This is a genomic window from Actinoplanes sp. ATCC 53533 (assembly GCF_003947245.1).
Genome location: NZ_QHHV01000028.1, coordinates 123,099 through 147,303, shown reverse-complemented (window position 1 = coordinate 147,303; position 24,205 = coordinate 123,099). Strand labels below are relative to the sequence as shown.

16 protein-coding genes and 2 pseudogenes are annotated in these 24,205 nt (G+C 71.2%); 10 read left to right on the top strand and 8 right to left on the bottom strand.

From position 1 onward, the window contains the following. Positions 1 to 66: 66 nt before the first annotated feature. The 5 genes and pseudogenes from DMB66_RS63625 to DMB66_RS10950 form a co-directional block, all read right to left on the bottom strand. Positions 67 to 1,830, bottom strand: coding sequence for an ABC transporter permease subunit (locus DMB66_RS63625; RefSeq protein WP_233624469.1), 1,764 nt, complete (start codon positions 1,828 to 1,830; stop codon positions 67 to 69). Next, on the bottom strand, positions 1,827 to 2,207 hold the full coding sequence (locus DMB66_RS63620) for a hypothetical protein (protein WP_233624468.1): 381 nt from the start codon (positions 2,205 to 2,207) through the stop codon (positions 1,827 to 1,829). Before DMB66_RS63620 ends, DMB66_RS63625 begins: the two co-directional genes overlap by 4 nt. A gap of 214 nt (positions 2,208 to 2,421) precedes the next feature. Then, positions 2,422 to 3,306 (bottom strand): annotated as a pseudogene (locus DMB66_RS65815) (ABC transporter substrate-binding protein); the annotation flags it as partial. Positions 3,307 to 3,329: 23 nt separating this feature from the next. Beyond that, positions 3,330 to 4,223 carry an ABC transporter ATP-binding protein gene (locus DMB66_RS10955; protein WP_125803935.1) on the bottom strand — a complete coding sequence of 298 codons (894 nt, stop codon included), beginning with the start codon at positions 4,221 to 4,223 and terminating at the stop codon, positions 3,330 to 3,332. 31 nt (positions 4,224 to 4,254) lie between these two features. Continuing rightward, positions 4,255 to 5,034: an ABC transporter ATP-binding protein gene (locus DMB66_RS10950; RefSeq protein WP_125803934.1), complete on the bottom strand. Its 780-nt coding sequence runs from the start codon at positions 5,032 to 5,034 to the stop codon at positions 4,255 to 4,257. Positions 5,035 to 5,186: 152 nt separating this feature from the next. On the opposite strand from DMB66_RS10950, the gene DMB66_RS10945 reads away from it, so the two are divergent. From DMB66_RS10945 to DMB66_RS10935, 3 genes are all read left to right on the top strand, one after another. Then, complete coding sequence (locus DMB66_RS10945; RefSeq protein ID WP_125803933.1) at positions 5,187 to 6,188, top strand: DUF808 domain-containing protein; 1,002 nt, start codon at positions 5,187 to 5,189, stop codon at positions 6,186 to 6,188. 93 nt (positions 6,189 to 6,281) lie between these two features. Next, positions 6,282 to 6,473 (top strand): hypothetical protein, encoded by a 192-nt coding sequence (locus DMB66_RS10940; protein WP_233624466.1) that lies wholly within the window; start codon positions 6,282 to 6,284, stop codon positions 6,471 to 6,473. A 142-nt stretch (positions 6,474 to 6,615) separates the two neighbouring features. After that, on the top strand, positions 6,616 to 7,350 hold the full coding sequence (locus DMB66_RS10935) for a hypothetical protein (protein WP_125803931.1): 735 nt from the start codon (positions 6,616 to 6,618) through the stop codon (positions 7,348 to 7,350). 26 nt (positions 7,351 to 7,376) lie between these two features. Here DMB66_RS10935 and DMB66_RS10930 read toward each other — a convergent pair whose 3' ends face one another. Next, positions 7,377 to 8,831 (bottom strand): Nramp family divalent metal transporter, encoded by a 1,455-nt coding sequence (locus DMB66_RS10930; protein ID WP_125803930.1) that lies wholly within the window; start codon positions 8,829 to 8,831, stop codon positions 7,377 to 7,379. 120 nt (positions 8,832 to 8,951) lie between these two features. On the opposite strand from DMB66_RS10930, the gene DMB66_RS10925 reads away from it, so the two are divergent. Then, positions 8,952 to 9,746, top strand: coding sequence for an SAM-dependent methyltransferase (locus DMB66_RS10925; RefSeq protein WP_125803929.1), 795 nt, complete (start codon positions 8,952 to 8,954; stop codon positions 9,744 to 9,746). A 23-nt stretch (positions 9,747 to 9,769) separates the two neighbouring features. Here DMB66_RS10925 and DMB66_RS10920 read toward each other — a convergent pair whose 3' ends face one another. Next, positions 9,770 to 10,663: an SDR family NAD(P)-dependent oxidoreductase gene (locus tag DMB66_RS10920; RefSeq protein WP_125803928.1), complete on the bottom strand. Its 894-nt coding sequence runs from the start codon at positions 10,661 to 10,663 to the stop codon at positions 9,770 to 9,772. A gap of 96 nt (positions 10,664 to 10,759) precedes the next feature. Between DMB66_RS10920 and DMB66_RS10915 the strand changes: the two genes are divergently transcribed. From DMB66_RS10915 to fxsT, 4 genes are all read left to right on the top strand, one after another. Further along, positions 10,760 to 11,425, top strand: coding sequence for a TetR/AcrR family transcriptional regulator (locus tag DMB66_RS10915; protein WP_125803927.1), 666 nt, complete (start codon positions 10,760 to 10,762; stop codon positions 11,423 to 11,425). 414 nt (positions 11,426 to 11,839) lie between these two features. Beyond that, positions 11,840 to 13,888 (top strand): hypothetical protein, encoded by a 2,049-nt coding sequence (locus DMB66_RS10910; protein ID WP_125803926.1) that lies wholly within the window; start codon positions 11,840 to 11,842, stop codon positions 13,886 to 13,888. Next, positions 13,885 to 14,922, top strand: a complete 1,038-nt coding sequence (locus tag DMB66_RS10905; RefSeq protein ID WP_125803925.1) for an AAA family ATPase — start codon at positions 13,885 to 13,887, stop codon at positions 14,920 to 14,922. The genes DMB66_RS10910 and DMB66_RS10905 overlap by 4 nt, the downstream gene beginning before the upstream one ends. Before the next feature lie 2 nt (positions 14,923 to 14,924). Then, positions 14,925 to 19,250 carry an FxSxx-COOH system tetratricopeptide repeat protein gene (fxsT, locus tag DMB66_RS10900; RefSeq protein ID WP_125803924.1) on the top strand — a complete coding sequence of 1,442 codons (4,326 nt, stop codon included), beginning with the start codon at positions 14,925 to 14,927 and terminating at the stop codon, positions 19,248 to 19,250. Positions 19,251 to 19,902: 652 nt separating this feature from the next. Here fxsT and DMB66_RS65210 read toward each other — a convergent pair. Next, positions 19,903 to 20,685, bottom strand: a pseudogene (locus tag DMB66_RS65210) (HEXXH motif-containing putative peptide modification protein); the annotation flags it as partial. Between the two features lie 1,067 nt (positions 20,686 to 21,752). Between DMB66_RS65210 and DMB66_RS65810 the strand changes: the two are divergent. Then, on the top strand, positions 21,753 to 22,334 hold the full coding sequence (locus DMB66_RS65810) for a zinc ribbon domain-containing protein (protein WP_125803922.1): 582 nt from the start codon (positions 21,753 to 21,755) through the stop codon (positions 22,332 to 22,334). 50 nt (positions 22,335 to 22,384) lie between these two features. Continuing rightward, positions 22,385 to 24,154, top strand: a complete 1,770-nt coding sequence (locus DMB66_RS10885) for a BTAD domain-containing putative transcriptional regulator (RefSeq protein ID WP_125803921.1) — start codon at positions 22,385 to 22,387, stop codon at positions 24,152 to 24,154. Positions 24,155 to 24,205: the final 51 nt, after the last annotated feature.

The following is a 24,205-nucleotide window of genomic DNA, read 5'->3' as shown; positions in this document are numbered from 1 at the left end:
TGCGGGCGTTGGGCAACTGCCACTGTCGGCAGAAGCTGGACTGCCTGCATGATGGCGCGCGACCGGTCATGTCCGGCTGCGGCCGACGAAGAAATCGCGGCGCCCGGCCACCTCGCCCAGGCCCGTCGTGGGCGTGGCCGCGGCGAGCACCCCGAGCAGGCCGAGCCCGGCCACCGGCCCGAGCACGGCCAGCGGGGCGCGTTCCAGATAGGTGACGGCGGCGGCGAGCTGGGCGCCCCACTCCGGGGAGTCGTGGCCGGCGCCGAGACCGAGGAAACCGAGGCCGGCGATGGTCAGGGCGGTGGCCGGAACCCGGGCGAGCGCGTGCAGGACGACTGGGCCGAGCACCGCGGGCAGCAGATGGCGGTGCAGCAGCCGGGCGGGTCCGGCGCCGCAGAGTTCCGCGGCGCGGTAGTAGCCGCTCGCGCGTACCTCCTCGGCGAGGCTGCGGGTGTGCACGGTCAGCGGGACCCAGGCGACCAGGGCGGCGGCGAGCGCGGCGGCGGTCAATCCGGGGCTCAGCAGCGCGGCCACGACGAGGCCGACGAAGACCGGGGGCAGGGCGTTGAGGACATCGGCGGCGCCGGCGCGGGCGGCGCCGCCACGCAGGCCGATGGCCAGGCCGACCAGCAGTGAGACGACGGTGACCGCAGCGGCGGTGCCGACGGTGAGCACGGCGCCGTGACCCAGTTGGGCGAGCACATCGCGGCCGACCGGGTCGGTGCCGAGCGGATGCGCCCCGGACGGCCCGGCCAGGCGCACCTCGAGTCGGACCCGCTGGGCGTCGCGCAGCAGCCCGGCCCCGATGACGGCTGCGAGCAGCAGAGCCGCGGCGATCGGGACCGCGCGGTGGGCCCGGTGCCGGTGTGCCGGCACGGCGGGGATCAGGCCCGCGGCTGCTCCGGCGGGGCCCAGCAGCAGCCGGTGCGCGGCGATGCCCAGGCCGCCGGCCACCACGCCGGTGAGGGCGAGCAGGAGCACGCAGCCCTGCACGACCGGCAGGTCCTGGGCCAGGCTGGCGCCCAGCGCGATCCGGCCCAGCCCCGGGATGGCGAACAGTTGCTCGACGGCGACGGCACCGCCGAGCAGGCCGACGAAAAGCACCGCCACCTGCGGCACGACCACGGTCGACGCGCGGCGCAGCAGCGCGGCGGCGAGCTCACCGCGGCCGCTGCCGGCCGCGCGCCAGGTGTGCACCCAGGGCTCGGCCGCGGTGGCCTCGACGGCCGCGCCGAGCAACCGGGCGAGCAGCCCGCCGGTGGGGATGCCGAGGGCGAGCGCCGGCAGCACCAGGTAGGAAGGACCGAACCAGCCGGCGGCCGGCGCCAGGCGCCAGTTCACCGCGACGACCGTGATCAACACCGCGGCGAGCACGAACTCGGGCAAGGCCGTCAGGGTCGCCGCGGTGAACCCGGCCCGTGGCCGCCGGCCGTTCGCGGCGGTCCAGGCGGCGGGCCCGGCCAGCAGCAGTCCGACGGCGACCGCGACCAGGGCCGCGGCGCCGCCGAGCAGCGCGGACACCCCGGCGGCGGCGCCCAGCGTCTCGGCCACCGGGGAGCCGTCCACCCAGGACCGGCCGAGGTCGCCGGTGACCGCGCCGGACAGCCACTCGGCCGCGCCCCGCACCGGCCCGGCGGGCAGATCGAGCTCGGAGCGGACGGCGGCCAGGGCGGCCGGGTCGGGTTCGCGTTCGCCGAGGCGGGCGCGGAGGATGGACCGGGCCGGGTCGTCGCCGCGCAGCCAGGGCAGCGCGGCGACGAGCACCGCGAGCCCGCCGATGGTCGCGGCGAGCGCGGCCCATCGGCGGGTGGCGGTCAGGGTGCGGATCATCGCAGGCTGGTGCCCGCGGTGACGAGGACGCGCTCGTACGGGTCCTCGGTGAGCCCGCTCACGCCCCCGGTGGTGCCGATGCGGGCGCGCTCGTGGGTGATGGGAATGGTGATCGCGCGCCCGGTCAGGTCCGCTTCGATCCGCAGCGCGGCGCGCTGCCTGCCGGCGACGTCGGTGAGGGTGTCGGCGGAGTCCAACCGGGCGTCGACGGCCGGGTCGCAGAAGTGGGCGAGGTTGTAGCTGCCGTCGCAGGAGAAGTCGGAGCGCAGATAGCCGATCGGGTCGGCGGAGTCGAGCAGGTAGGAGCGGGCGCCGAGGACGGCGTCGAACTTGCCGGCCAGCAGGTCCGGTTCCAGCACGGTGTACTCGCGGACCACGGTCTCGACCTGGAAGCCGCCGGTCTTCAGCGCCGCGGCGATCGCGGACGCCGCTTCCGGCAGCTCCGGCCGGTCGGTGTAGGTGGCCAGCGTGATCTTCCGATCGGCCGGGTCGGCGGCGGTCGCCGGGTGCCCGGCGCGGCACCGCGGCGCGGCCGGTGGTGGCCCACGCGGAGGCGGGCCCGAACAAGCCGGTGGGGGCGTCGGCCCGGCCCTCGTAGACGGCGGTGGTGATGGCGGCCGGGTCGATGGCGGCCTTCGCGGCGGCGCGCAGCCCCGCGTCGGCGAAGGCCCTGCCCTCGGTGCTGATCAGGTGCAGGCCGACGGTACGCGGCAGCGGGATCTCGACGACCCGCTGGTCGGTGATGTTCGGCAGCTGGGCGACGGGCAGCGCGTTGACCACGTCGACTTCACCGGCCCGCAACGCCCCGGCGCGTGCGGCGCCGTCGGTCAGGAAACGCACGTCCAGGCCGGCCAACCGCGGGCGGCCGCCCCAGTAGGTGTCGAAGCGCTCCAGCGTGGCGGCCGAGGCGCCCTGCGCCCGGGTGATCCGGTACGGCCCGGTGCCGCTGCCGACCGGGTCCGGCCGGCCGGCGTCCTTGGCGTACGCCTTCGGGGCGAGAATCACCAGCTGCGGGCTGGCGAGCCGGTTGAGCAGCACGGGGTCCGGCCGCGCGGTGCGTACCTCCAAGGTTTTGTCGTCGATGGCGGTGGCCGTGAGCTTGACGGCGGCGATGGCCCGCGGCACCGGTTTGGCGGCGGTCGCGTGGTTGAGCGCGTCCGCGGCGGCCTGCGCGGTCAGCGCCGTACCGTCGTGGAAGGTGACGCCGTCGCGCAGGACGAGCCGCAGCGTCCTGGCGTCCGGCCGGGTCCAGCTCGCGGCCAGGGCGGGCGCCACCAGGCCGTCGGGTTGGAGCCGCACCAGCGCTTCGGCCGCGCCGAGCTGAGTCACCAGCGTCGCGTCGTCGGTGTAGGGCGACAACCGCGCGTCGGGGGGAAACGCCAGGCCGACCCGCAGTCGCTTTCCGCCGTCACCGGTGGCTGCCGCGCGCTGTTCGGCGAAGCAGCCTGCGGTCGTCGCCAGGGTGGCGGCGGCCATGGCCGCCAGCAGGATCCGTCGTTTCACAAACTTGCCTTTCGTGGGACGGCACGGGTTCGCTCCCGGCCGTCGTGGGGGTGAGCAGCCGGAGCGCGGCCGCGCTCAGGCTGCAGGCACGATCTCGGCGAGCACGAGCCACCGGCGCAGGTGGCGCATCGCATCGCCGGGAGCGGCAACCGCGGCACCGCGGCCAGCAGATCCCGCGTCGCCTGGGCGCCGGGCTCGCCGAAGACGCCGGACACGGTGCCGGACTCGGCGATCCGGCCCTGGTGCAGCACCGCCACCCGGGTGCAGACCCGGCGCACCGCTGCAACGTCGTGGGAGACCATGACCAGGGCGGCTCCCGTACGCTCGGACACCTCGCGCAGCAGGTCCAGGACCTTGACCCGGACGGTGGCGTCGAGCGCGCTGACCGGTTCGTCGGCGACCAGCACCTCCGGGCGCGGGGCCAGGGCCCGGGCCACCGCGACGCGCTGCCGTTGCCCGCCGGAGAGCGCCGCGGGCCGTCGTCGCGCCAGGGCCGGATCCAGGTCCACCGCGGCCAGCAGTTCGGCCACCCGGGCCTGGTGATCGCCGGGCACCCGCAGGCACTCCAGCGGCTCGGCGATGATCTCCGCCACGGTCATCCGCGGGCTCAGCGACCCGTACGGGTCCTGCGGCACCAGTTGCACCGCGCGGCGGAACCAGGCCAGCGCGCCGGGCCGGGCCGGCCGGACCGGGCGGTCGCGGAAGCGGATCTCGCCCCGGTCCGGGGCTTCGACGGCCAGCAGCAGGCGCAGCAGGGTGGATTTGCCGGCACCGGAGGCGCCGACGATGCCGAGCCGGTCGCCGGCGGCGAGGTCGAGGTCCACGCCGTCGAGGACGCGGCGCGGACCGTAGGACTTGGCGGCCGCGGCGGCCACGAGCAGACCGGTCATGACGGCACTCCGTTCGGTGGGCAGGGGGAGATCACGCGGCCAGCTCCCGGGCCGAGGCGACCAGCTCCCGGGTGTAGGGATGCCGTGGCGAGGCGATGACCTCGGCCGTGTCGCCCTGCTCCACCAGGCGGCCGGCGTGCATCACGGCGAGCCGGGTGCAGACCTGGCTGACGACCGCCAGGTCATGGCTGATCAGCAGCAGCGCGGGCAGCGCGCCGCCGTCGGCCGGTGGCAGGTCCCGCAGCAGGGCGAGGATGCCGGCCTGAGTGGGCGGATCCAGCGCGCTGGTCGGCTCGTCCGCGATCAGCAGGCCCGGCCGGCCGGCCGCGGCCAGGGCGATCGCGACGCGCTGCCGCTGCCCGCCGGAGAGCTGCGCCGGATATGCCTTGCCGGTGCCGGCCGGCAGTCCCACGCGGCTGAGGAGCTCCGCGGTGACGTGGCCGGCCTGGCGGCGGGACAGGCCGCGGTGCCGGCGCAACGGGATGCTCAGCTGACGGCCCACCGTGGCGAGCGGGTTGAGGGCGGCGAGGGCGTCCTGGCCGACGAAACCGATCCGGGATCCCCGCAGCCGCCGCAGCCGCCGCTCGGGGGCGCCGCACAGGTCGACGCCGTCGACCAGGATGCTGCCGCCGGCGTGAGCGGCGTCGGGCAGCAGGCCGAGCACGGCCAGCGCGGTGAGCGTCTTGCCGGATCCGGAGCCGCCGATCAGGCCGACGGACTCACCCGGCCCGACGGCGAGATCCACATTTTCGACGACGACGCGGTCGGCGAAACGCACCGACAGGCGCGACAGTCTCAGCACGGCGAACATGATAACCGTTTTCATTTCGCCCTGACGAAGGGGTGTCGTCCACACCCCCGCACCGCGATGCGGAGGCCACCGGGGAGGTGGTCATGCGCGGGTAGCGGACCTGGGCGAGAATGAGCACGCACACACGTCTACTGATGGGGAAGGATCCCGCCTTGAGCGCTGGACTCGCGGCATTGTTGGACGACGTGGCGGTCCTGGCGCGCGCGGCGGCCGCGTCCATCGATGACGTCGGGGTGGCCGCGGCGAAGGCCGGCGCCAAGGCTGCCGGGGTGGTCATCGACGACGCCGCGGTCACGCCGCAATATGTGCGTGGTCTGGCGGCTGAGCGCGAGCTGCCGATCGTCCGGCGCATCGCCGTGGGGTCGCTGCGCAACAAGTTCCTGATCATCCTGCCGGTGATCCTGGTGCTCAGTCAGTTCGTGCCGTGGCTGCTGACCCCGCTGCTGATGATCGGCGGCGCCTATCTGTGCTACGAGGGCACGGAGAAGGTGTGGGCCAGGATCGCCCATCACGAGACGCACGGCGTGGGCAAGGAGCAGTTGCCGGACGAGAAGACGCTGGTGTCCGGGGCGATCCGCACCGACCTGATCCTGTCGGCCGAGATCATGGTCATCTCGCTGAACGAGGTGGCCGACGAGTCCTTCGTGTCCCGCTTGGTGATCTTGGTGATCGTCGCGGTGGCCATGACTGTGCTGGTGTACGGCGCGGTCGGCCTGATCGTGAAGATGGACGACGTCGGCCTGCGGCTGGCGGAGCGCTCCGGCGAGGCTGTCGCCCGGTTCGGTCGTGGCCTGGTGAAGGCGATGCCCAAGGTGCTGACCGTGCTCACCGTGGTGGGCACCGCCGCGATGCTCTGGGTCGGCGGGCACATCCTGCTGGTCGGCGCCGACGAGCTCGGACTCCACGCGCTGTACGGCGCCGTGCACCACCTGGAGGAGGCGGCCCACGACGCCACCGGCGTGCTGGGCGGGCTGGTGGGCTGGCTGGTCAACACGGTGGCCAGCGCGATCGCCGGCCTGATCGTCGGTGCCGTGATCGTGGCCGTCATGACCGTGACGTTCCACCGCCGCAAGTCGCACGACGCGGCCGAGGAGGTCGAGACCGGGGACGAAGGGAAAGCCGAGGCCGGCACGGAGGCCGACGCCCCGAAGTAGCCGTCGGAGGCCGGTCTTCCGGTGGCCCGCCGCCACCACCCGCGCCGGCCCTGACCGGGAACCACCCGTCGACGAACGCGTATGGTCTTTTCCGTGGACGCTCAGGGACGACGAACCGACACGGCGCGGATCTTGGGCAACATCGCCCTGGTCGTCGGACTCCTGATCTCGGTCATCGGACTGGTTACGGACAGCACGCCGGCCAAGGGCTACGTCTTCGCGGGCCTGCTTGTGATCGTCGGGATCGGCCTACGGCTGGAAGCGGCCATCACTGACCGCCGCTGACGGCAGCTCGACGAAGATCGGGACTGCCCGTTCCTCGGCACCGAGAGCTTGATCGCTCGGCCGCTGCCCTGAGCCGTCGCATAACCGGAGCACGAGTCGACCGTTGAGCTGGGTGTACTCCCCGCACCCAAGGAGATGTTCGATGAGTATCGATGTTCCTCAGCGAGACCAGGCCGCCGGGGAGGTGACCGAGCGACGCTCGGAATCCGGAAACGATCGCATGCTCAGCCGCATGTCCGCGGGCACCGGAATCGTCGGAGCGTTCGGGGCGGCGGCAGCGTCGCGGTTCGCACCCTCTCACGTCTTCGTGGGAATCGTCGTCGCCCTCCTCGTCGTCGCCTTCGTGGCCGCGGCGGTGCCCTGCCTCCGAGCCTTCTCGCTCGCGCGACGCCGCGATCTGTACCTTCCTTTCGGGATAGCCCTGCTCGCCCTCGGTGTGCTGGGGGCCGTCGCGGGGACGCATCTTCCGATGGTGAGATTCGACAGGACCGCGACGCCGTGCCTGCCCACTGCCAGCATCGACAGTCCTCGCGTGGGTGAACTGGTCACCAGGAATACGGATGTCTACGGTCGGGGCACGATGTGTGGTGACAATTATCTGTGGGTCGTCACGCGATCGACGAATGGTGAATACGTTGCACGAACGCGCGATCCCATCGCGGTGAACGGCGACGGCAACTGGATCGACCCGATGCCGGCCGTTCTCTCCAGGCCCCCGCCACTGAAGATCACATATTGCGTGCTGGTCACCGACGCGCGGATGACGACCGCCTGGAAGAACAGATTCAAGACGATTCCGCTTGACGGCACGCTCGATCTGTCAGGGTTGGCGAGGCCGGAGCGTTGTCTCGCGGAGGTCACCGTAAGAACGCGGTAGTGCGGCGGTCGGCGTGCCGGTCGCCGTCAATCGAACAGATCGCCTATCCGGTCCTGGAAGGTGAGCACCGAAAGCACGCCGAACAGCACGAAGGACCAGACCAGCGCGGCGAGGCGGACGCCGCGGATCCGGATCGGCTGGGGCAGGATCCGCCGGTTGATCAGGATCAGCAGACCCGAGTAGATGAACATCATGAAGCCGCCCACCACCGCCGAGATCACCAGCAGCACGATGGGCTGGCTGAAGCCGGCCAGCAGGACCGCGATGCCGATCAGGACCAGGCCCCAGACCAGCCCGGCGTACACCTTGCTCTCGTTGGCGTTGCGGGCGTACGAGGTCTTGATGACGTCGGCGGCCAGCCGGCTGGTGTAGTCGACGATGCCGAGCGCCGCCGCGAACAGCGAGAACGCGCCGATGATCCAGAACAGGTACTGGAACCAGGAGCCGACCCGGTCGGCCAGGACCTGCCCCTCGATCTCGAGGAAGCCGATGCTGTTCTCCAGGCCCTCGCGCCCGAACACGGTGGAGTAGGCGAGCAGCGAGGTGAACAGGATCGTCACGAAGGTGATCAGCACGAACGTGGTGAGCTGCTCGATGTTGGCGAACTTCCACCAGCCGCGCCAGCGCCGCAGGTTGTCCGGCGTCGGCTCGAAGACGTATCCGGTGCTCGGCGCCGCTTCCGGCTGGCCGGTCACCGGGCTGACCAGCCGCGGCACGTAGGTGCCCATGCCGTAGCCCTTGTCCCGGATCCAGTTGGACTGCACCAGGTTCTGCCCGCCGCCGGCGCCGGCGAAGGCGAGCGCGCCGAGCAGCAGCGCGAAGCCCAGCTCGTCGATCGGCAGCCGCGGCTGCGTCACCACCTGCGGCAGATCGCTCCACGCCGCCGCGCCGATCGCGAAGATCGCCGCGATCACGAAGAACGTCAGAACCGCCGCGACCTTCAGCATCTGCGCTTTTTCGAGGGCCACGTAGACCACGGGCGCCAGGGTGAGAATCAAACCGACGGTCACCAGCATGCCGATGGCGATCGCGGTGCGGTTGCCGCCGAAGATGTACGTGGTCAGGGTGGCCGAGCTCGTCACCCACCCGGGCCACAGGTTGGCGAAGTACGTCAGGAGCGCGAAGACCAGCCCCCAGTGCCGCCAGTACCGGCTGAACCCGGTCAGCGCGGTCTCGCCGGTGGCGAGCGTGTACCGCTCGATCTCCATGTTGAGGAAATACTGCGTGACCAGGCCGACCAGCGCGGCCCAGACGAAGACCAGCCCCACCTGGGAGGCGATGTAGGGAAACAGCACGAACTCGCCGGAGGCCAGGCCCACCCCGGCGGCGATGATGCCCGGACCGATCAGCCGCCAGTAGCTGCGCGGCTCGTCCGGCATGTCACGGATCTGAGGAGTGGGGAGATAGCGGGTGGGGAAGGCCGCCGCTACGCCGGCCGGTGTGGTCTCGCCCGCGTTGCCCACGTCGTCGCTGGTCGACATAGCAGCTCCTCGATCGGGATTCCCACCCTTCCGGCGACCACTTCGGTGTGTCAAGGGTCCTGAACCGCCGGAGGTGCATCGATGCTTGCGTATCCGATGCGGTTACCGTAGAACGTGCGCATGGCGCCCACGGATGACGAGATCTCCGCCCAGCTTCGGCCCGAGGTGCCGCACGCGGCACGCATCTGGAACTACTGGATGGGAGGCGAGGACAACTTCGCCGCCGACCGGGCCGCCGGGGACGCGGTCGCCCAGGTCTACCCCGAGATCGTGCTGATGGCGAAGCAGTCCCGTCGGTTTCTCATCCGGGTCGTGCGGTGCCTGGCCGCCGAGGCCGGCATCCGGCAGTTCCTCGACATCGGAACCGGCCTGCCGACCATGCAGAACACCCACGAGGTCGCCCAGGCGGTCGCGTCCGAGTCGCGGGTGGTGTATGTGGACAACGATCCGCTGGTGCTGGTGCACGCCCAGACCCTGATGGTGCGGGCGGCCGACCGGGGCCGCACCGTCCATGTGGGCGCCGACTATCACGAGCCGGAGCTGATCCTCGCCGAGGCGCGGAAGGTGCTCGACTTCGCCGAGCCGATCGGTGTGCTGTTCATGGGTGTCATGGGCTACGAGCCGGACCTGACGGTGGTGTCGTCCATCGTGCACCGGGTGATGGAGGTGACCCCGCCGGGCAGTTATCTGGTGCTGTGGGACGGCACGAACACCACGCCGGCCGTGGTCGCGGGCGCCGAACGGCTGGCCCAGAGCGGTGGCGTGCCGTACCTCCTGCGTAGCCCGGACGAGATCGGCAGCCTGTTCGACGGGCTGGACCTGGTCGAACCGGGCCTCGTGCAGATCACGAACTGGCGCCCGGACACCGCGGCCGAGTGGCTGGACGCCTACGGCGCGGTGGCACGGAAATCCTGACCTGCGAGCCGGCAGCGGCCCTGTCAGACGGGGAATCTCACGCCGGTGAGGTTCTCGGAGACGGCCCACAGGCGCTGCTGAACGGCCACGTCGTAGGACTCCGGGCTCGACGCGACGACCTGCGGGTGTCCTCGATATCCGCCGAGGCCGTCCGGGCCGTAGTACTGGCCGCCGAGGACGGCGGCATCGGTGGCCGCGCGCAGGGACGGTAGCGCGCCCATCTCCGGCTTCTGGCTCACCAGGGGCCCGAGCACGGGGCTGATCACCCGGAGGGCGGCGGGCAGGTTGCGCATGAGGTCGGTGTTGGCCAGGCCCGGGTGGGCGGCCACGGCGATCGTGGTGTCGTGCCGGGTGAGCCGGCGTTGCAGCTCATAGGTGAACATCAGGTTCGCGAGCTTGGACTGCCCGTAGGCCGCGACCCGGCTGTAGGACCGCTCCGACTGCAGGTCGTCGAATCCGATGGCGGCCCGGATGCGGTGGGCGACGCTGCTGACCGTCACCACCCGGGAGCCGGACACGGGTAGCAGCAGGTCCAGCACCAGCCCGGTGAACGCGAAGTGGCCGAGGTGGTTGGTGCCGAACTGCAGCTCGAACCCGTCCCGGGTGGTCTGCCTCGGCGGGTACATCACCCCGGCGTTGTTGATCAGCAGGTCGATCCCCGGGTACGTGGCGTGCAGGTCGGCCGCGGCGGCCCGGATCGAATCCAGTGACGTCAGGTCCAGTTCCTGCACGGTGACGTCGCCGGTCATGCGTGCGGCCGCCTGTTTGCCCTTGCCGACGTCTCGCACGGCCAGCACCACCGTGGCGCCGTGGTCGGCCAAGGCGCGGGCGGTTTCGAAGCCCAGGCCGGTGTTGGCGCCGGTCACGACGGCCACGCGGCCCTGCTGGGCGGGGATGTCGCGCTCGTTCCAGTTCATGCCGCTCTCCTTATAGACCGTCGGTCTGTTATGGCTTCCACGCTAAGAGACCGCCGGTCTGATGTCAAGAGACCGGTGGTTTGTAAGCTGTGGGCTATGACATTCCTGCGGGCCCGCAGTACGGAGCAGCGCGAGATCCGGCGGCAGGCGATCCTGGACACGGCGGTGGCGATGCTCGACGAGATGCCGGTGGCCGAGGTGAGCCTCAACGAGCTGAGCCGGCGGGTCGGGCTGGCCAAGTCGAACGTGTTGCGGTATTTCGAGTCCCGTGAGGCGGTGTTGTTCGAGTTGCTGGAGCACGCCATGGCGGGATGGCTGGCGCAGCTGCCGGACGAGTTGGCCGCAGGTGTCGAGCCACGCGGTTCAGCACGCGAGCGTGGCGACCAGGTGGCCGCGGTGCTCAGCGCCTCCCTCGCCCGCCAGACGGTGCTGTGCGATCTCATCAACGCGCAGACCAACGTGCTGGAGCACAACGTGTCCGTCGAGGTCGTCGTGCGGCACAAGCGGTCCGCCATCGCCGGCATCGCGACCACGTCCGACCTCGTCCGCCGGCACGTGCCGGAGCTCGGCGACGGCGCCAGAGCCGTGTCGATGACGACGTTGATCCTGGCCGGTGCCCTGTCGAGCTACTGCCGGCCGTCCGCCAGCGCGCTCGCCGCCTACGAGGCCGATCCCATTGTGCTCGAACTCCGCCTGGACCTGCGCGCCACCCTGGAAAGTGCCGTCGCCACGCTGATCGCAGGCACATTGGCGCGGTCCTAGTCGGCCGGAACAGGTGGACACTCGTCATTCACCATTGTGCTGTGCGGACGCCATCGGCGGCGCCTTGATCTTTGATCACTAAATGGTTGGATCATTCGTTCTTGATCATATATACATTGTTGTGCGTCGGTGTATAGCTCTGTAACACTGTGAGCCGGGGGGCCGATGTGAATAGCTTGATCTCAGGGCGGAATGGGGTCGTGAATTTGGCGCGGAAGCGAACGATATCGGCCGTCACCTCGTCGAGCACGGGCCGATCTCCACGGTCCCGCCGTTCTCGTCCCACGTCCTGGGCCGCCTGAGGTGGAGTCGTCGTCAGCAAGCCGGAGTGCCCGGCCGACCGCATCCGAAGGCGAAGTCTGGTCCGACGTGACGATCGGCATCATCGCGGCGAAATCGGTCGAAGGAGCCGCCATGCGAGCCCTGATGGCCGACTCCATGGTCGCCCGCCTGGACAGCGATCCGAACGAATACCGGGTCGGCCACATGGCGAGCCTGGAAGCCGGCCGGCCGCACCGGATCGTGCTGGTCACCATGGCCGAGGACAACACCCGCAACGCCGCCTCGACCTGCACCGACATGCTCCGTAGCTTCCCCCGGATCCGATGCGTCGTGATGGCCGGCATCGCCGGCGGCGTGCCGGCGCCGGAGGAGCCGCACCGGCACGTCCGGCTCGGCGACGTCGTCGTCGCGGTCGACGGCATCGTCGACTATGGCCACTTGCGCCAGAGCCCGAACGGGCCCGAGCCGCGCCGGCCGATCGGCGGGATCTCGATGGACCTGAAACGGGCGGCTCAGCACCTGGAGCAGGGCCAGATGCTCGGCGAGGCGCTGTCCTGGCCGGGGTTGCTGGCCCCGGCCGGCGAGCGCCCGATGGCGATCTTCGCCCGGCCGCCCGAAGCCGCTGACCGCCTGCACCGCGGCCGGCGGAAGGTCCCGCATCCGGACCGTGAGCTCTCCGGTCATCCCGTCGACGCCCCCAAGGTGCATTTCGGCGCCGTCGGCTGCGCCGACGTCCTGCTCACCGACCCCGAGCTCCGCGACAACCTCGCGGCGCGCCACCGGGTCATCGCCTTCGAGATGGAGGCGGCCGGGGTCGCCGCCGGGGTCGCCAACCGGGGCCTGAACTGGTTCGTCGTCCGGGGGATCGTCGACTACTGCGACGGCTACAAGAACGACCAGTGGCACGCGTACGCCTCGCTCGCCGCGGCCGGTTGCGTGCGGGCGGTCCTGGCCGAGTGCCCGCCCTTCCCGGTGGTGTGGCGGGTGGCGCCTACCGGGGTGCGCACGTTGTTGCCGGAGTGGGAGATGGACCGGCTGCACGCCCTGCTGGAGCTGGCCCCTGATGTCGACGGCAGGCAGGTCTGGCCGGTGGTCACCGGGGGCCTGGTGCCGATGCCCGACACCCCCGCGACGCTGGCGCAGCTCGCCGTGCTCCTCGCCGGGCTGAACGCCCGGCCCGACCTCATCCCGCCGCTGCTCGCCTTCGCGGAGCACATCGCCGTCCGGGTTCCCCACCGCCTGGCCGGAGAGCTCCGGGCCTGGACCGACCGGGTCGCCGAGCAGATCCTGCACCTGGGCGACCGGATGCGGGCATACCGTCACCGCCTCGAGGAGTCCCGCTTCCGGGAGCATCAGGCTGCGGGCCGGCCCGCACCGATCCGCCCCTGCCTGCTCTTTCAGATCGAACGGGACGACATCGACAGCGAGCGGTGCGAAGTCCGCTACTGGATCCAGCGTCAGGGCCACCGGTGGCAGCCGGAGCCCAGCAATCCCCGGCAGACCACCTTCCGCCACGTGGAGCGGGTGCTCCAGGCGGCGATCCAGCACGCGGAGACGATCTGGTGCGACGCCGTCGACGGCGAGCCGGTCGAGATCGAGCTGTTGCTGCCCAGCGACCTGTTGCGCACGGCCGTCGAGTGGTGGAACACGGAACTGGAAGCGCCGGCGCCCATCCCGCTGTGTCTCGAATACCCGGTCGTCGTCCGCAGCCTCGACCGGATGCGGGCCGCCTATCGGCACCGGGTCTGGCACCAGCGCTGGCGGTCGCTGTGGCAGCATCCCGCGCGGCACCACGTCTACCAGGGTCGCGACGGGTCGGCCGGGGAAGGCCTGGGCCCCTGGAACGCCCGCCTGCGGGACCGCCGCGACCTCACCACGGTGGTGCTGGGCAGTTCGCCGGACCGCGAGTCCGGCAGCCACGAGCTGGAGTCGGCGCTGAACGCCGGCATTCCGGTGATCCTCTGGGACCGTCGGCCGGGACCGCTGACCTCCGAGATGGCCCGGCTGCTGGCCGAGCTGACCGAGGGGCCGCCCACCGACGTGCTGACCCGGATCCGGACGTTACGGGTGGATGCCGCGCTGCTGCCCGAACCCGATCGCAAGCAGCACGCGGGGCGGCATGTGGCGCTCCTCTGGGATGACCCGGCCCGCAACGTCTATGAGCCAGGAGGGCAGTTATGACAAGCGCCGCGGCGGGCACGACCAGCGAGCAGCAGCCGCCGCCGTGGTGGCTGTACCGGGGCGACGGCATCCCGGCCCCGGGCGACTTGGGCGCCCGGCTGCCCGAGCCGCCGCCATGGCGCAGTTTTCACGGCGAGCCCGTCCAGCCGCCGCCGGGGGAGCAGGACGAGGAGATCGAACGCAAGCTGGGCCGGCCCGACGCGGAGGCCGTGCGCCGCGCCGACCGGGCCGAGTGCGACATGGTCAACGCGGCGCTGCTGCTGCGCCGCCCCCTGCTGGTGACCGGCAGCCCCGGCAGCGGAAAGTCCAGCATCGCCTTCCGCCTGGCCCGGGAGCTGCGGCTCGGCCGGGTGCTGGAATGGCCGATCACCAGCCGCACCACGCTGCGCTCGGGGCTGTACGAATACGACGCGATCGGCCGGGCCCAGGCGGCGATGGCCCAGCCCGGCTCCGAGCCCCGGACCGGGGACTTCGTGCGGCTCGGGCCGCTCGGGACGGCGCTGCTGGCGTACGAGCGCCCGCGGGTCCTGCTCGTCGACGAGCTCGACAAGAGCGACATCGACCTGCCCAACGACCTGCTGCACATCTTCGAGAACGGCCAGTTCACCGTGCCCGAGCTGGTGCGGGTGAGCCGGCGGGAGGCGGAGACGTCCGTCTTCACCGATGATCCCGACCGGGTGGCGGTGATCCGCGAGGGCAGGGTGCGCTGCCGGGCGTTCCCGATCGTGGTGATCACCAGCAACGGGGAGCGGGAATTCCCCCCGGCCTTTCTGCGCCGCTGCCTGCGGCTGGAGCTCTTCATGCCGGGCGCCGCCGATCTCGCCGCCATGGTCCGGGCGCAACTTCCGCTGCTGGTCGACGGGCAGCGGCAGCTGATCGACGACTTCCTCAATCGCCCGGTGGGCGACTCCCTCGCTCGCGATCAGCTCCTCAACGCGGTGTTCCTGACCACTGCCGGCGCCTACGCCCACGACCGCGAGGCCTGGCAGCAGCTCATCACGGGTATCTGGCATTCACTCTCGTTGGAGCGGTAGGCATGCCCGGCCCCGACCCGCATCGCTCCGACCGCGCGCCGGACGGGCCTCAGCCCGACTGGAGCCAGATCGCTGACGCGATCTGGCTGGCCGCGGTGATCGCGACCGAGGGCGAGTCGGCGCCGGACCCGGAGCCGCGGCCCGGGGCGGACCCGAACGACATCGACCGGGGCGGGCTCGGTGCCGCCCCCGGCATCCGCCCGCCGGCGGGGGAATTGTCGTCCGCGGTTCCGGTAGCGCCGTTGGGCGCGCTGCCCGGCGCGCGTGATCGCCGGATCGGTGCCCCTGCCGAGATCGAGGACGTCGCGGACAACAGCCTGCTCGGCGCGCTGCCGGCCGGCCAGCACATCGCCCGCGTGCTGAACCCCTTCAAGCGCCGGGTCCGGTCGGTCACGGAGAACGAGCCGGACGAGGAGGCGACGGCCGACTTCGCCGTCGACTCCGGCGTGCTGCTGCCCCGGTACCGGGCGGTGCACGAGCGCTGGCTGGGACTGGCCGTGATCGTGGACGACAGCCCGTCGATGGCGGTGTGGCGACCGACCATCGCGGCCTTGCGGCTGCTGCTCGAACGACACGGCGCGTTCCGGTCGGTCCGCACGTTCTCCCTCGCCCGGGAGCCTGGCGAGACCTTGCGGCTGCGCGCACCCAGCGGCGGCTCCCGGAGCCCGGCCGAGCTCCTCGATCCCGCGGGGCGGCAGCTCTTCATAGTCCTCACCGATGGGTACGGCGAGCTCTGGCGCGAGCCCGGGGTGGACTCGATGCTGCGGTTGTGGGGCAGCGCGGGACCGCTGATGATAGGCAATCCCTACCCACGGCGGCACTGGCGGTCGGGCAACCTCGTGCCGCGACGGTGCCGGCTGCGGGCGCCCCGCGTGGTCGCGCCGAACAGCGACCTGCAGGTGACCTACCCGGAGGAGCTGCACAATCCGTTCGACCCGCCGGTGCCACCGGGGGCGCTCGCGGTGCCCGTGGTGGAGCTGAACCCCCGCTGGCTGCGCTGGTGGACCGAGCTGGTCACCGGGCCACCCGGCTGGGTGAACGGGCTCGTGCACGTCGTGGACCCGGGCACGCCGCCGTACCGGAATGATCCCGTCGAGGCCGTGGACCCCGACACCGCGGTCCTGCACTTCCAGCGTTCCGCCACGCCGCCCGCCTTCAGGCTGGCCACGCTGCTCGCCGCCGCCCCGCTCGATCTGCCGCTGCTGCATCACATTCAGAAGAGCCTGCTGCCGGGATCGGCGCCGCATCACCTGGCCGAGGTGCTGACCGGAGGCCTCGTGCGCCGGTCCAACGACGTCGGCACCTCGTTCGAGTTCACCGACGGGGTACGCCAGTCGCTGCTCTCGTGCGCGAGCCGGGACGACTCCGCCCGGGTGCTGAGGGCCATCGCCGCCCATCAGCCCCGTCGTGGCCGGGCCGGCCTGACCCTGGCCAGGGTGATCGAGGCACCGGACGCGGCACCCGACATCCTGATCACCCACGCCACTGTCGACATGGCCCGGATCGAACTGGCCGTCCTGAACGCCCTGTCCGGCCCGTACGCGGTGCGGGCTCGTCGGCTCAGCGACGCGATCGAGGCCTTCGAGGCGCCCGCCCAAGAAGCGGTCGGCACCCGTGGCGATCCAGATCAACCGGACGACCCCGTTGGCGAACCCGCCACGGACGCGGCGGAAGGCGATGACAACGTGGCCACTCAACCGGACCCGGAGCGCTTCGATGAGGGATCCGGCGATCTCGTGTTCCCCGAGGACGCGGGCTTCGGCTCGCCGGGTGATCGCCTGCTGTCCGACGAGGAGCCGTTGTCCCTGGATGACATCTTCGAGGGGCAGGGCTCCGACGAGTCGCCGATCATCTGGGGCAACGTGCCGACCCGAAACCCGGTGTTCACCGGTCGCCGGGCGCTGCTGGAGCAGCTGGAGCGCCGGCTGCGCACGCAACGCGTCGCGGCGGTGCTGCCGCAGGCCCTGCACGGTGAGGGCGGGGTGGGGAAATCACAGATCGCCATCGAGTACGCCCACCGGCACCGCGCGGACTACGACGTCATCTGGTGGATCCCCTCGGAGCGGCCGGCCCAGATCCTCGCCTCGCTGATCGAGCTGGGCAACCGGCTCGGGCTCGACGTGGGCAACGAGGTGATCACGGCCATCCCGAAGGTGCGGGCCGCTCTGCGCGCCGGCACACCGTACGGCAACTGGCTGCTGGTCTTCGACAACGCGGAGACGCCGGAGACGGTCCATGACTACCTGCCCGAGGCCGGCACGGGGAAGGTCCTGGTCACCTCCCGCAACCAGGAATGGAGCCAGATCGCCGAGTCGCTCGAGGTCGACGTCTTCACCCGGGACGAGAGCGTCCGCTTGCTGAAGCGGCGCAACCGGGATCTGCCCGGCGCCGACGCCGAGCGGCTCGCCGACGCGCTCGGGGACCTTCCGCTCGCCATCGAGCACGCCTCGGCCTGGCTGCATGCCACCGGCATGGCGGCGGGGGAGTATCTCCGGCTGCTCGACGAGAAGCGGGCGGAGCTGAACCCTGGAGACCTGACCTCCGGCTACGAGATGCCGGTCGCCGCCGCGGCCAACGTCGCCCTGGACCGGCTGGCGACCGAGAACCTGGCCGCGCTGCAGCTCCTGCAGGTCTGCTCGTTCTTCGCCCCCGAGCCGATCGACCGTGACCTCTTCGCGGGCGTCCGGGGCGCGATGGGCGCGGGCGAGCTCGACGAGGTGCTGAAGAATCCCAACCGGCTCAACCAGGCGATCCGGGACATCCAGCGGTACGTTCTCGCGCGCATCGACCACCGCGGCAACAGCCTGCAGCTGCACCGGCTGGTGCAGAAGGTCCTGCAGGATCGCATCGCGCCGGAGCAGCGCGAATTCATGGAACACGGCGCACACCTGTTGCTGGCCGCCGCGGGCGTCAAGCTCGGCGATCCCGCTGACCCGGACCAGTGGCTGCGCTACCAGGCCCTGGCTTCCCACCTCATCGCCTCCGGCGCGTGGGCCTGCGAGGACGACTGGACCCGGGACGTGGTGCTCAGCCTGATGAAGTTCTACTTCTACTGGGGCGACTATCCCAGCGGAAGAGAGCTGTCGCAGCGGGTCGTCGACGACTGGACCGAACGGCTGGGCGCCGCCCATCCGCAGACCCTGAGTGCTTCCAAGCTGCTCGGCTACTACTGGTGGCTGGAGGGCAACTTCGACGGCGCGGCCGCCATCCAGAGCGCGACCCTGCGGCTGTATCTGGAAACCGTCGGCTCGGAGGACGAGGGCACGATCGACGCGATGACCATGGTGGCGACGACGATGCGGGTCTCGGGCCAGTTCGCCGCCGCCCGCGACCTCGACCTCGACGCGTTCCGGACCGCGCAGCGCAGCCTCGGTAAGGACGATCCGATCACCCTGGGCGCCGCGCACAACCTGGGCATCAGTCTCCGGCTCACCGGGGAGTTCCGCACCGCACGCCAGTTGGACGCGGACACCTACCGGCGAAGGATCGTCGTCCTCGGCAACGACCATCCCGAGACCCTGCGCACCTTGAACAACCTGACCATTGACGAACGCGAGTGCGGCGAGTACATCCGGTCCCGCCGGATGGTCGAGCGGAACTACACCCGATACGTCCATCTCTTCGGAGTCGGGCACCAGGAGACGATCCGGATCGCCCGAAACCTGGCCGTGGCCCGTCGCCGGGCGGGCAATCACGCCGATGCCTACAAGCTCGCCGAGGACACCATGAACCGCTTCCGGGACCGGTTCGGACCGACGCACCCCGACACCCTGGCCGCCGCGCTCAACTTCGCGGTCGACCTGCGCGAGGCCGACGACCTGATCCGGGCTCGGGAGCTGGCGGCCCAGACGGTGGACGCCTATCGGGAGACGCTCGGAGCCGAGCATCCGTACACGCTCTATGCCCGCACCAATCTCGGCATCGTCCTGCGGCTGCTGGGCCGGGTGGCCGAGGCCGAGGAGAACAACCGCACGGCCTGGGTGACGCTCGAGCGGATCCTGGGACCGACCCACATGCTGACGCTGACCTGCGGCATCAATCTGGCCAGCGACCTGGCGGCGCTCGAGAACCATCAGGGCGCCCACGATCTGGACTCGACGCTATTGGCCCAGTGCCGGCAACTGATCGGTGACGGTCATCCCTCCACGCTGGCCTGTTCGCTCAACCTCTCGTTCGACCTGGAGGCGCTCGGCCGGGTGCGGGAGAGCGCGAGACTCTACGACGAGACGCTTGCCGCGTATGGCCGGGTGCTCGGCGAGCACCCGGCCATCGTGGCGGCCCGCGCCCGGCAACGGGCGAACTGCGATGTCGACCCGATGCAGTTCTGACCGTCGTGGCGGAGCCGGCTATGTCCCGGCGGAGACCACCGGAGCGAGCCACTCGGCGACCTCGGCCGGGTCGGCGTTCGTGGGCGATCCGGCGTAGACCGCGCGAACCAGATCGGGGCGCCGGCTCACCGTCGTGGCGGCCGTCGTGTCTCCCCCCCGCGGCCAGACTCATGGCGAAGCCGGCCCACGCGCGTGCCTCGTCGTCCCGCACGTCGCTCCGGTTGTCGTGGGCGGAGCCGGCGTGCTGGGCGATCGCGCTGACGAAGGCGGCGCGGGCGGCCGGCGCGTCGCGGTCGAGCAGGGCGTTCTCCCCGGCGTTCAGCGGGTCATGGGCCGGCCCGGCGCTGTCCCCGGTGGACGCGGTGCCGGCGCAGACGTGCCGGCGGGCCACGGCCGGAATGCGCTGATCCCAGCGCAGGCCGGAATGCGGCCGGATCGCGGCGGGTGCGGGGCTTCCCGGGCGGGGGGACTGCCGCTCGGCCCACTGACTGATCAAGGTGGCGACCTCTTCCTCCCGAGGGTGGAAGTGCCGGAGGCGCCAGCCGATCCGATGGCTGTCCGCGGTGATCGTCGCCAGCCGGTCGATCCGTGGATCGACCGCGTCCGCCGGCTCCCGCGACCAATCGTCGAGCCGGCTCCGCAATCCCTCGAACAGCTGCCGGCCCGCTTCGGTCAAACCGCCCGACGACAGCGCGATCTGTACCGACTCGACGGTCTGCTGCCGGGCATAGGCGTATTCGAAAGCCGCCATGGCCCGCTCGTTCCCGCTCGTCGTGTCACGCCTGATCCGCCAGAATCTGGCGATGCCGAAAAAGGCGTAAATTCCTTGCACGAGGCCGGCGAGGGGACGGGGATCATCGCGCCACGGTGCATAGTAGAGCGAACCGTCATCGGATTTCGTCAGGGGAATCAGATGCAGCAGCGCGCCGAGCATAATGTGTTGATACTCGTGAATGAGTGAAACGGCCATCTCGACCGTGTCCCGCGGCATGGAAAGCATGATGCTGCCGAATGCCTCGCCGTTCGAGGCACTACGCGTCTCCCAGCCCGGCTCGTGTTTGAGCGGAACGATCGAGACCACACCGTCGGCCATCGCCTCGGCGTCGGCCGGATATTCGCGGCACAGCAGCTCCCAGGCATCCTCGAGCAGCCTGCCCCAGCGCCGCAGGGCGTCGGGGTCGAGTCGAACGGGCGGGACCGGGTCCGCCAGGTCACGGTGCGGATCCAGATCGTCGATCCGCACCGACAGCGGTCGCTTGCCGCCGACTCGGACGCGGCGCAGCGACCACCAGCCGATGCCGGACTCGCCGGCCTCCACATCGGATTCGTCCCGGGGAACCGTCAGGTGCCGTTCACCGTCCGAGAGCCGGATCTGCCCGCCCTCGGTGCGCCCGGTCACCGTCGCCGTCGGACTGCCTTCGCCGAGGCGAGCCATGCCGTGGCTCGGGATCATCACGTTGCCGTCCCGGGCGGGGAGCCGCGTCGACCAGGTCAGGCCGGCCCGTGCCGCCGCGGCCAGGGCCAGGGCGTGCAGGATGCCGAGATCCAGCCACAGTGGTGCGTCGCTGACGGCGCCCCCGTGCAGTCGTCGCAGGGCATAGGCGCAACCGCTGCCCACCTGTGGGTCCAGCAGGAGCTCGCCCACCTCGGCCGGCGCCTTCTGCCGCGCCTCGCTGAGCGCCCCGAAGACCTCGGCTATCGGGGGGAGGGGGCCCAGGCCGGCCGGGTCTCGCCCGATCTCATTGATCAGGGTGCTGACCAGCAGGAGGCGCCGGCTCTCCTCGGTGCTCCAGAAGTCGCGAGTGATCCGCGAAGATCCCACCCCGTGGGACAGCACGGAAAACGACGCCGCGGACAGGCGGTGCCGGGTGATGCCATGTGGCGCGTGAGCCGGATCCATCTAAATTGATCTTCTCTCCAGGAAGGTGTGCGGCCGGAGTGCTCCTTTAATCGGCGCGGCCGGGCGGCCCGGATCCGAGGTTGATACGGGGGCGTTCGATCTGACTGATCAACACATCCCGGAAGGCCTCCAGGGCATCCGGGGTCTGCCGCCGACACAACTCGTCGAGGCCGACCCCGCGCAAATCGGCGAGGGCGGTCTCGATGGTGTCCTGATTAGTATCCAACGTTGCCTCAAAAAGGGAAGAAGCGGGAAATGTGAGTTTTTCGCGTCTACATCTTAGGCCAGCCTGCATCCGCCGGTGAGCGGACACACAGCCGCAGTTGACGGGAGAGAGTGTTTTACCACTTCGACGGGCTCGGCGTCGCTAGCGCGGTGGCCATGAAAGGTTGACCGGGTCGGTGAGGTGCTGGACATCGTCCAAGGCCTGGCAGCCTCAGGCACTTGTCGTGCGCCTAGAGTCTCGTGCATACTTGTCGCATGCCTAGACGTCGGGATGTAGGAACTGGTCGGGTGGTGCATCGCACCGCCCATCTGGGCCTGCGTCTGAGCCGGGCGCAGCGGCGGCGGTGTTTCGGTCTGCTGCGGTCGGCCGGTGACGTATGGGCCTGCGTCCTGGAGATCAGTGCCTGGCGGCGCCGGTGTGGCGACCCGCCGGGATCCGAGTGCGCCGGGTCGACGAACGCGGCACCTCATCGACCTGCCCCCACTGCGAACACCGGATCAGCAAACCCCGCGGCAGAGCGATGACCTGCCAGCATCGCCGGTTCACCGGGCACCGCGACCTCGCCGCGGCGCTCACCATCGCCACCCGTACCCCGGGCGCTTTCACCACCCCACCCGCAACAGGTGGGATGGTCACGCACCGTCGAGCCGGACGACACCTGCCCGGTGTCCGAACGGCACGGCGTGACCCAAGACGCCGACCACCACGGTCGACATCGGCAGGGTCCCCTGGCCGGCGGCGGCCCGCCCCACCCTCACCGGTAGGGAGTCGCTCGCCCACACCCGTGAGCGAGGATCCACAACAGCCACCAAAGCCCAACCCGGTGAATTTCGTGGACACCGCACTGGCGGAGTTGGGGCGGCTCCGCGCCGGTCGAGTCCGTGCGGTCAGGTCCGCGCACCCAAACATCGATCATTTTGTGAGTGAGCGCGGAAGCCTGCCATCCGGGTGTTGGTAAGGTGTCGCCGGCCATGCGGCTTTCGGCGGTTGGGCGGGGAGGGTTGCACGGTGGCGGAGCTGCGGATACTCGGACCGGTTGAAGTTCTCGCCCACGATGGAGTCGTCCACGCCGGCGAACCACGCCGGCTGGCGGTGCTGGCGGCGCTGACGGTCGACGCGGGTCGGGTGGTGTCCACGACGACCCTGATCGACCGGGTCTGGGGCGACGATCCGCCCGGGCAGGCGGCCAGGACGCTCGGCACCTACATCACCCGGATCCGCCGAGTGCTGGAGAAGTCGTTCAGCGACGCGACAGTGACCGTGATCAACCAGCCGGGCGGCTACCGGTTGACGGCCCGGCCCGATCAGGTCGACCTGATCCGCTTCCGTGAGCTGGTCGTTCAGGCCCGGATGCCGTCCTGCACCCCCGAGGAGCGCGTCGACTCGCTGAGGCGGGCCGTGGCGCTGCACCGAGGCGACCCGCTCACCGGAGTGGACGGGGCGTGGGCGGTACGCACCCGCGAGCAGTTGACCGGCGAGCTCCTGACGGCCAGGGCCGAGTGGGCGGAGGCGGAGGTGGCCCTCGGCAACGCGACGGCGGTGCTCGCGCCGCTGACCGCGCTGGCCGATGCGAACCCCCTGGTGGAACCGCTGGTCGTGGCGTTGGTGCGGGCGCTGGTCGGTGCGGGCCGCCCGACCGAGGCGCTGGAACGGTGCCGCCTGCACCGGCAGCGTCTCGCCGATGAGTACGGCACCGACCCGAGCCCGCAACTGATGCTGCTCTATGAGACCGTCCTGCGCGCCGATCCCCAGCCGGTCGGCGCCGCCCCGGCGAGGCGGTCGGAGACGCCGGCTACCCGGGCGCCCGCTCTGCCGCCACCGGCCCGGCTCGCTGCGACCGCTGGCGCGACGCAGCCCGCTGGCGCGACGCAGCCCGCTGGCGCGACGCAGCCCGCTGGCGCGACGCAGCCCGCCGGCGCCGATGCCGATGCCGCAGCCGGGGAATCCCAGGCCGTGACGGCGGGTGCCGATGGGTCCGTTCCCGCGAAGCCGCGTCGCCGGCGCCGCCGTCCTTTCATCATGGCCTTCGCCATGACCCTCACGCTCGCCGTCACCGCTGGCGCGGTCAGCCTCTCCCGACACCCCGACCGGCCCTCCGACAGGCCCGCCGAGGTGCGATTCACCGCTACCGAGGACTTCTCCGGCACGGGGTTGGCGCCCATGCAGTGGAGCGCCCACGAGACGGCGCACGACAACGGATCGTCATGGTCTCCGGGCAAGGTGCGGGTCGGCGGTGGCGAACTGCAGATCACTGGTGCGGGCCGGAGCCCGACCGGCAGGGGAAACACGGCCGGCTCCGTCTGCTGGTGTCTGGAAGGCGGAGTCGTCCGTACCTACGGGGTGTGGGAGGTCCGGGCCAAGGTCGATGCCGGCGCCGGGTACGGCTCCGTCATCGGGCTGTACTCGGGCGCCGACGAGGATGCCGCGGGCTGGGGCTTCATGACGCTGGCGCGGATCGACGAAGGCGACCGCCGGACCATGTATCCGGTCATGCGCGGCGCGGGCGGCAGCCCGATCGACGGCGGTTCGGTGAACGGGGATTTCACCGATTGGAACACGTACTCGATCGAGTGGCGGGCCGATTTCGTCACCTTCTCGCTCAACGGGGCGGTCATCTTCGACACCCGGAAACTACCCGGGCGGGTGACCATCCCGTCGGTTCCGATGTTTCTCTACGTGCAGGTGATTCCGGGACCCGATGGCCCGGTGCCGGCGCCGAATCCCCAGACGCCTGATCAGGTGGCGACGCATGTGGACTGGGCCCGGTACACGAGCTGAGTGCGTTCCGCGCGCTGGGCGAGAATGCGTGATGCCCGCACCGGCCGGTGC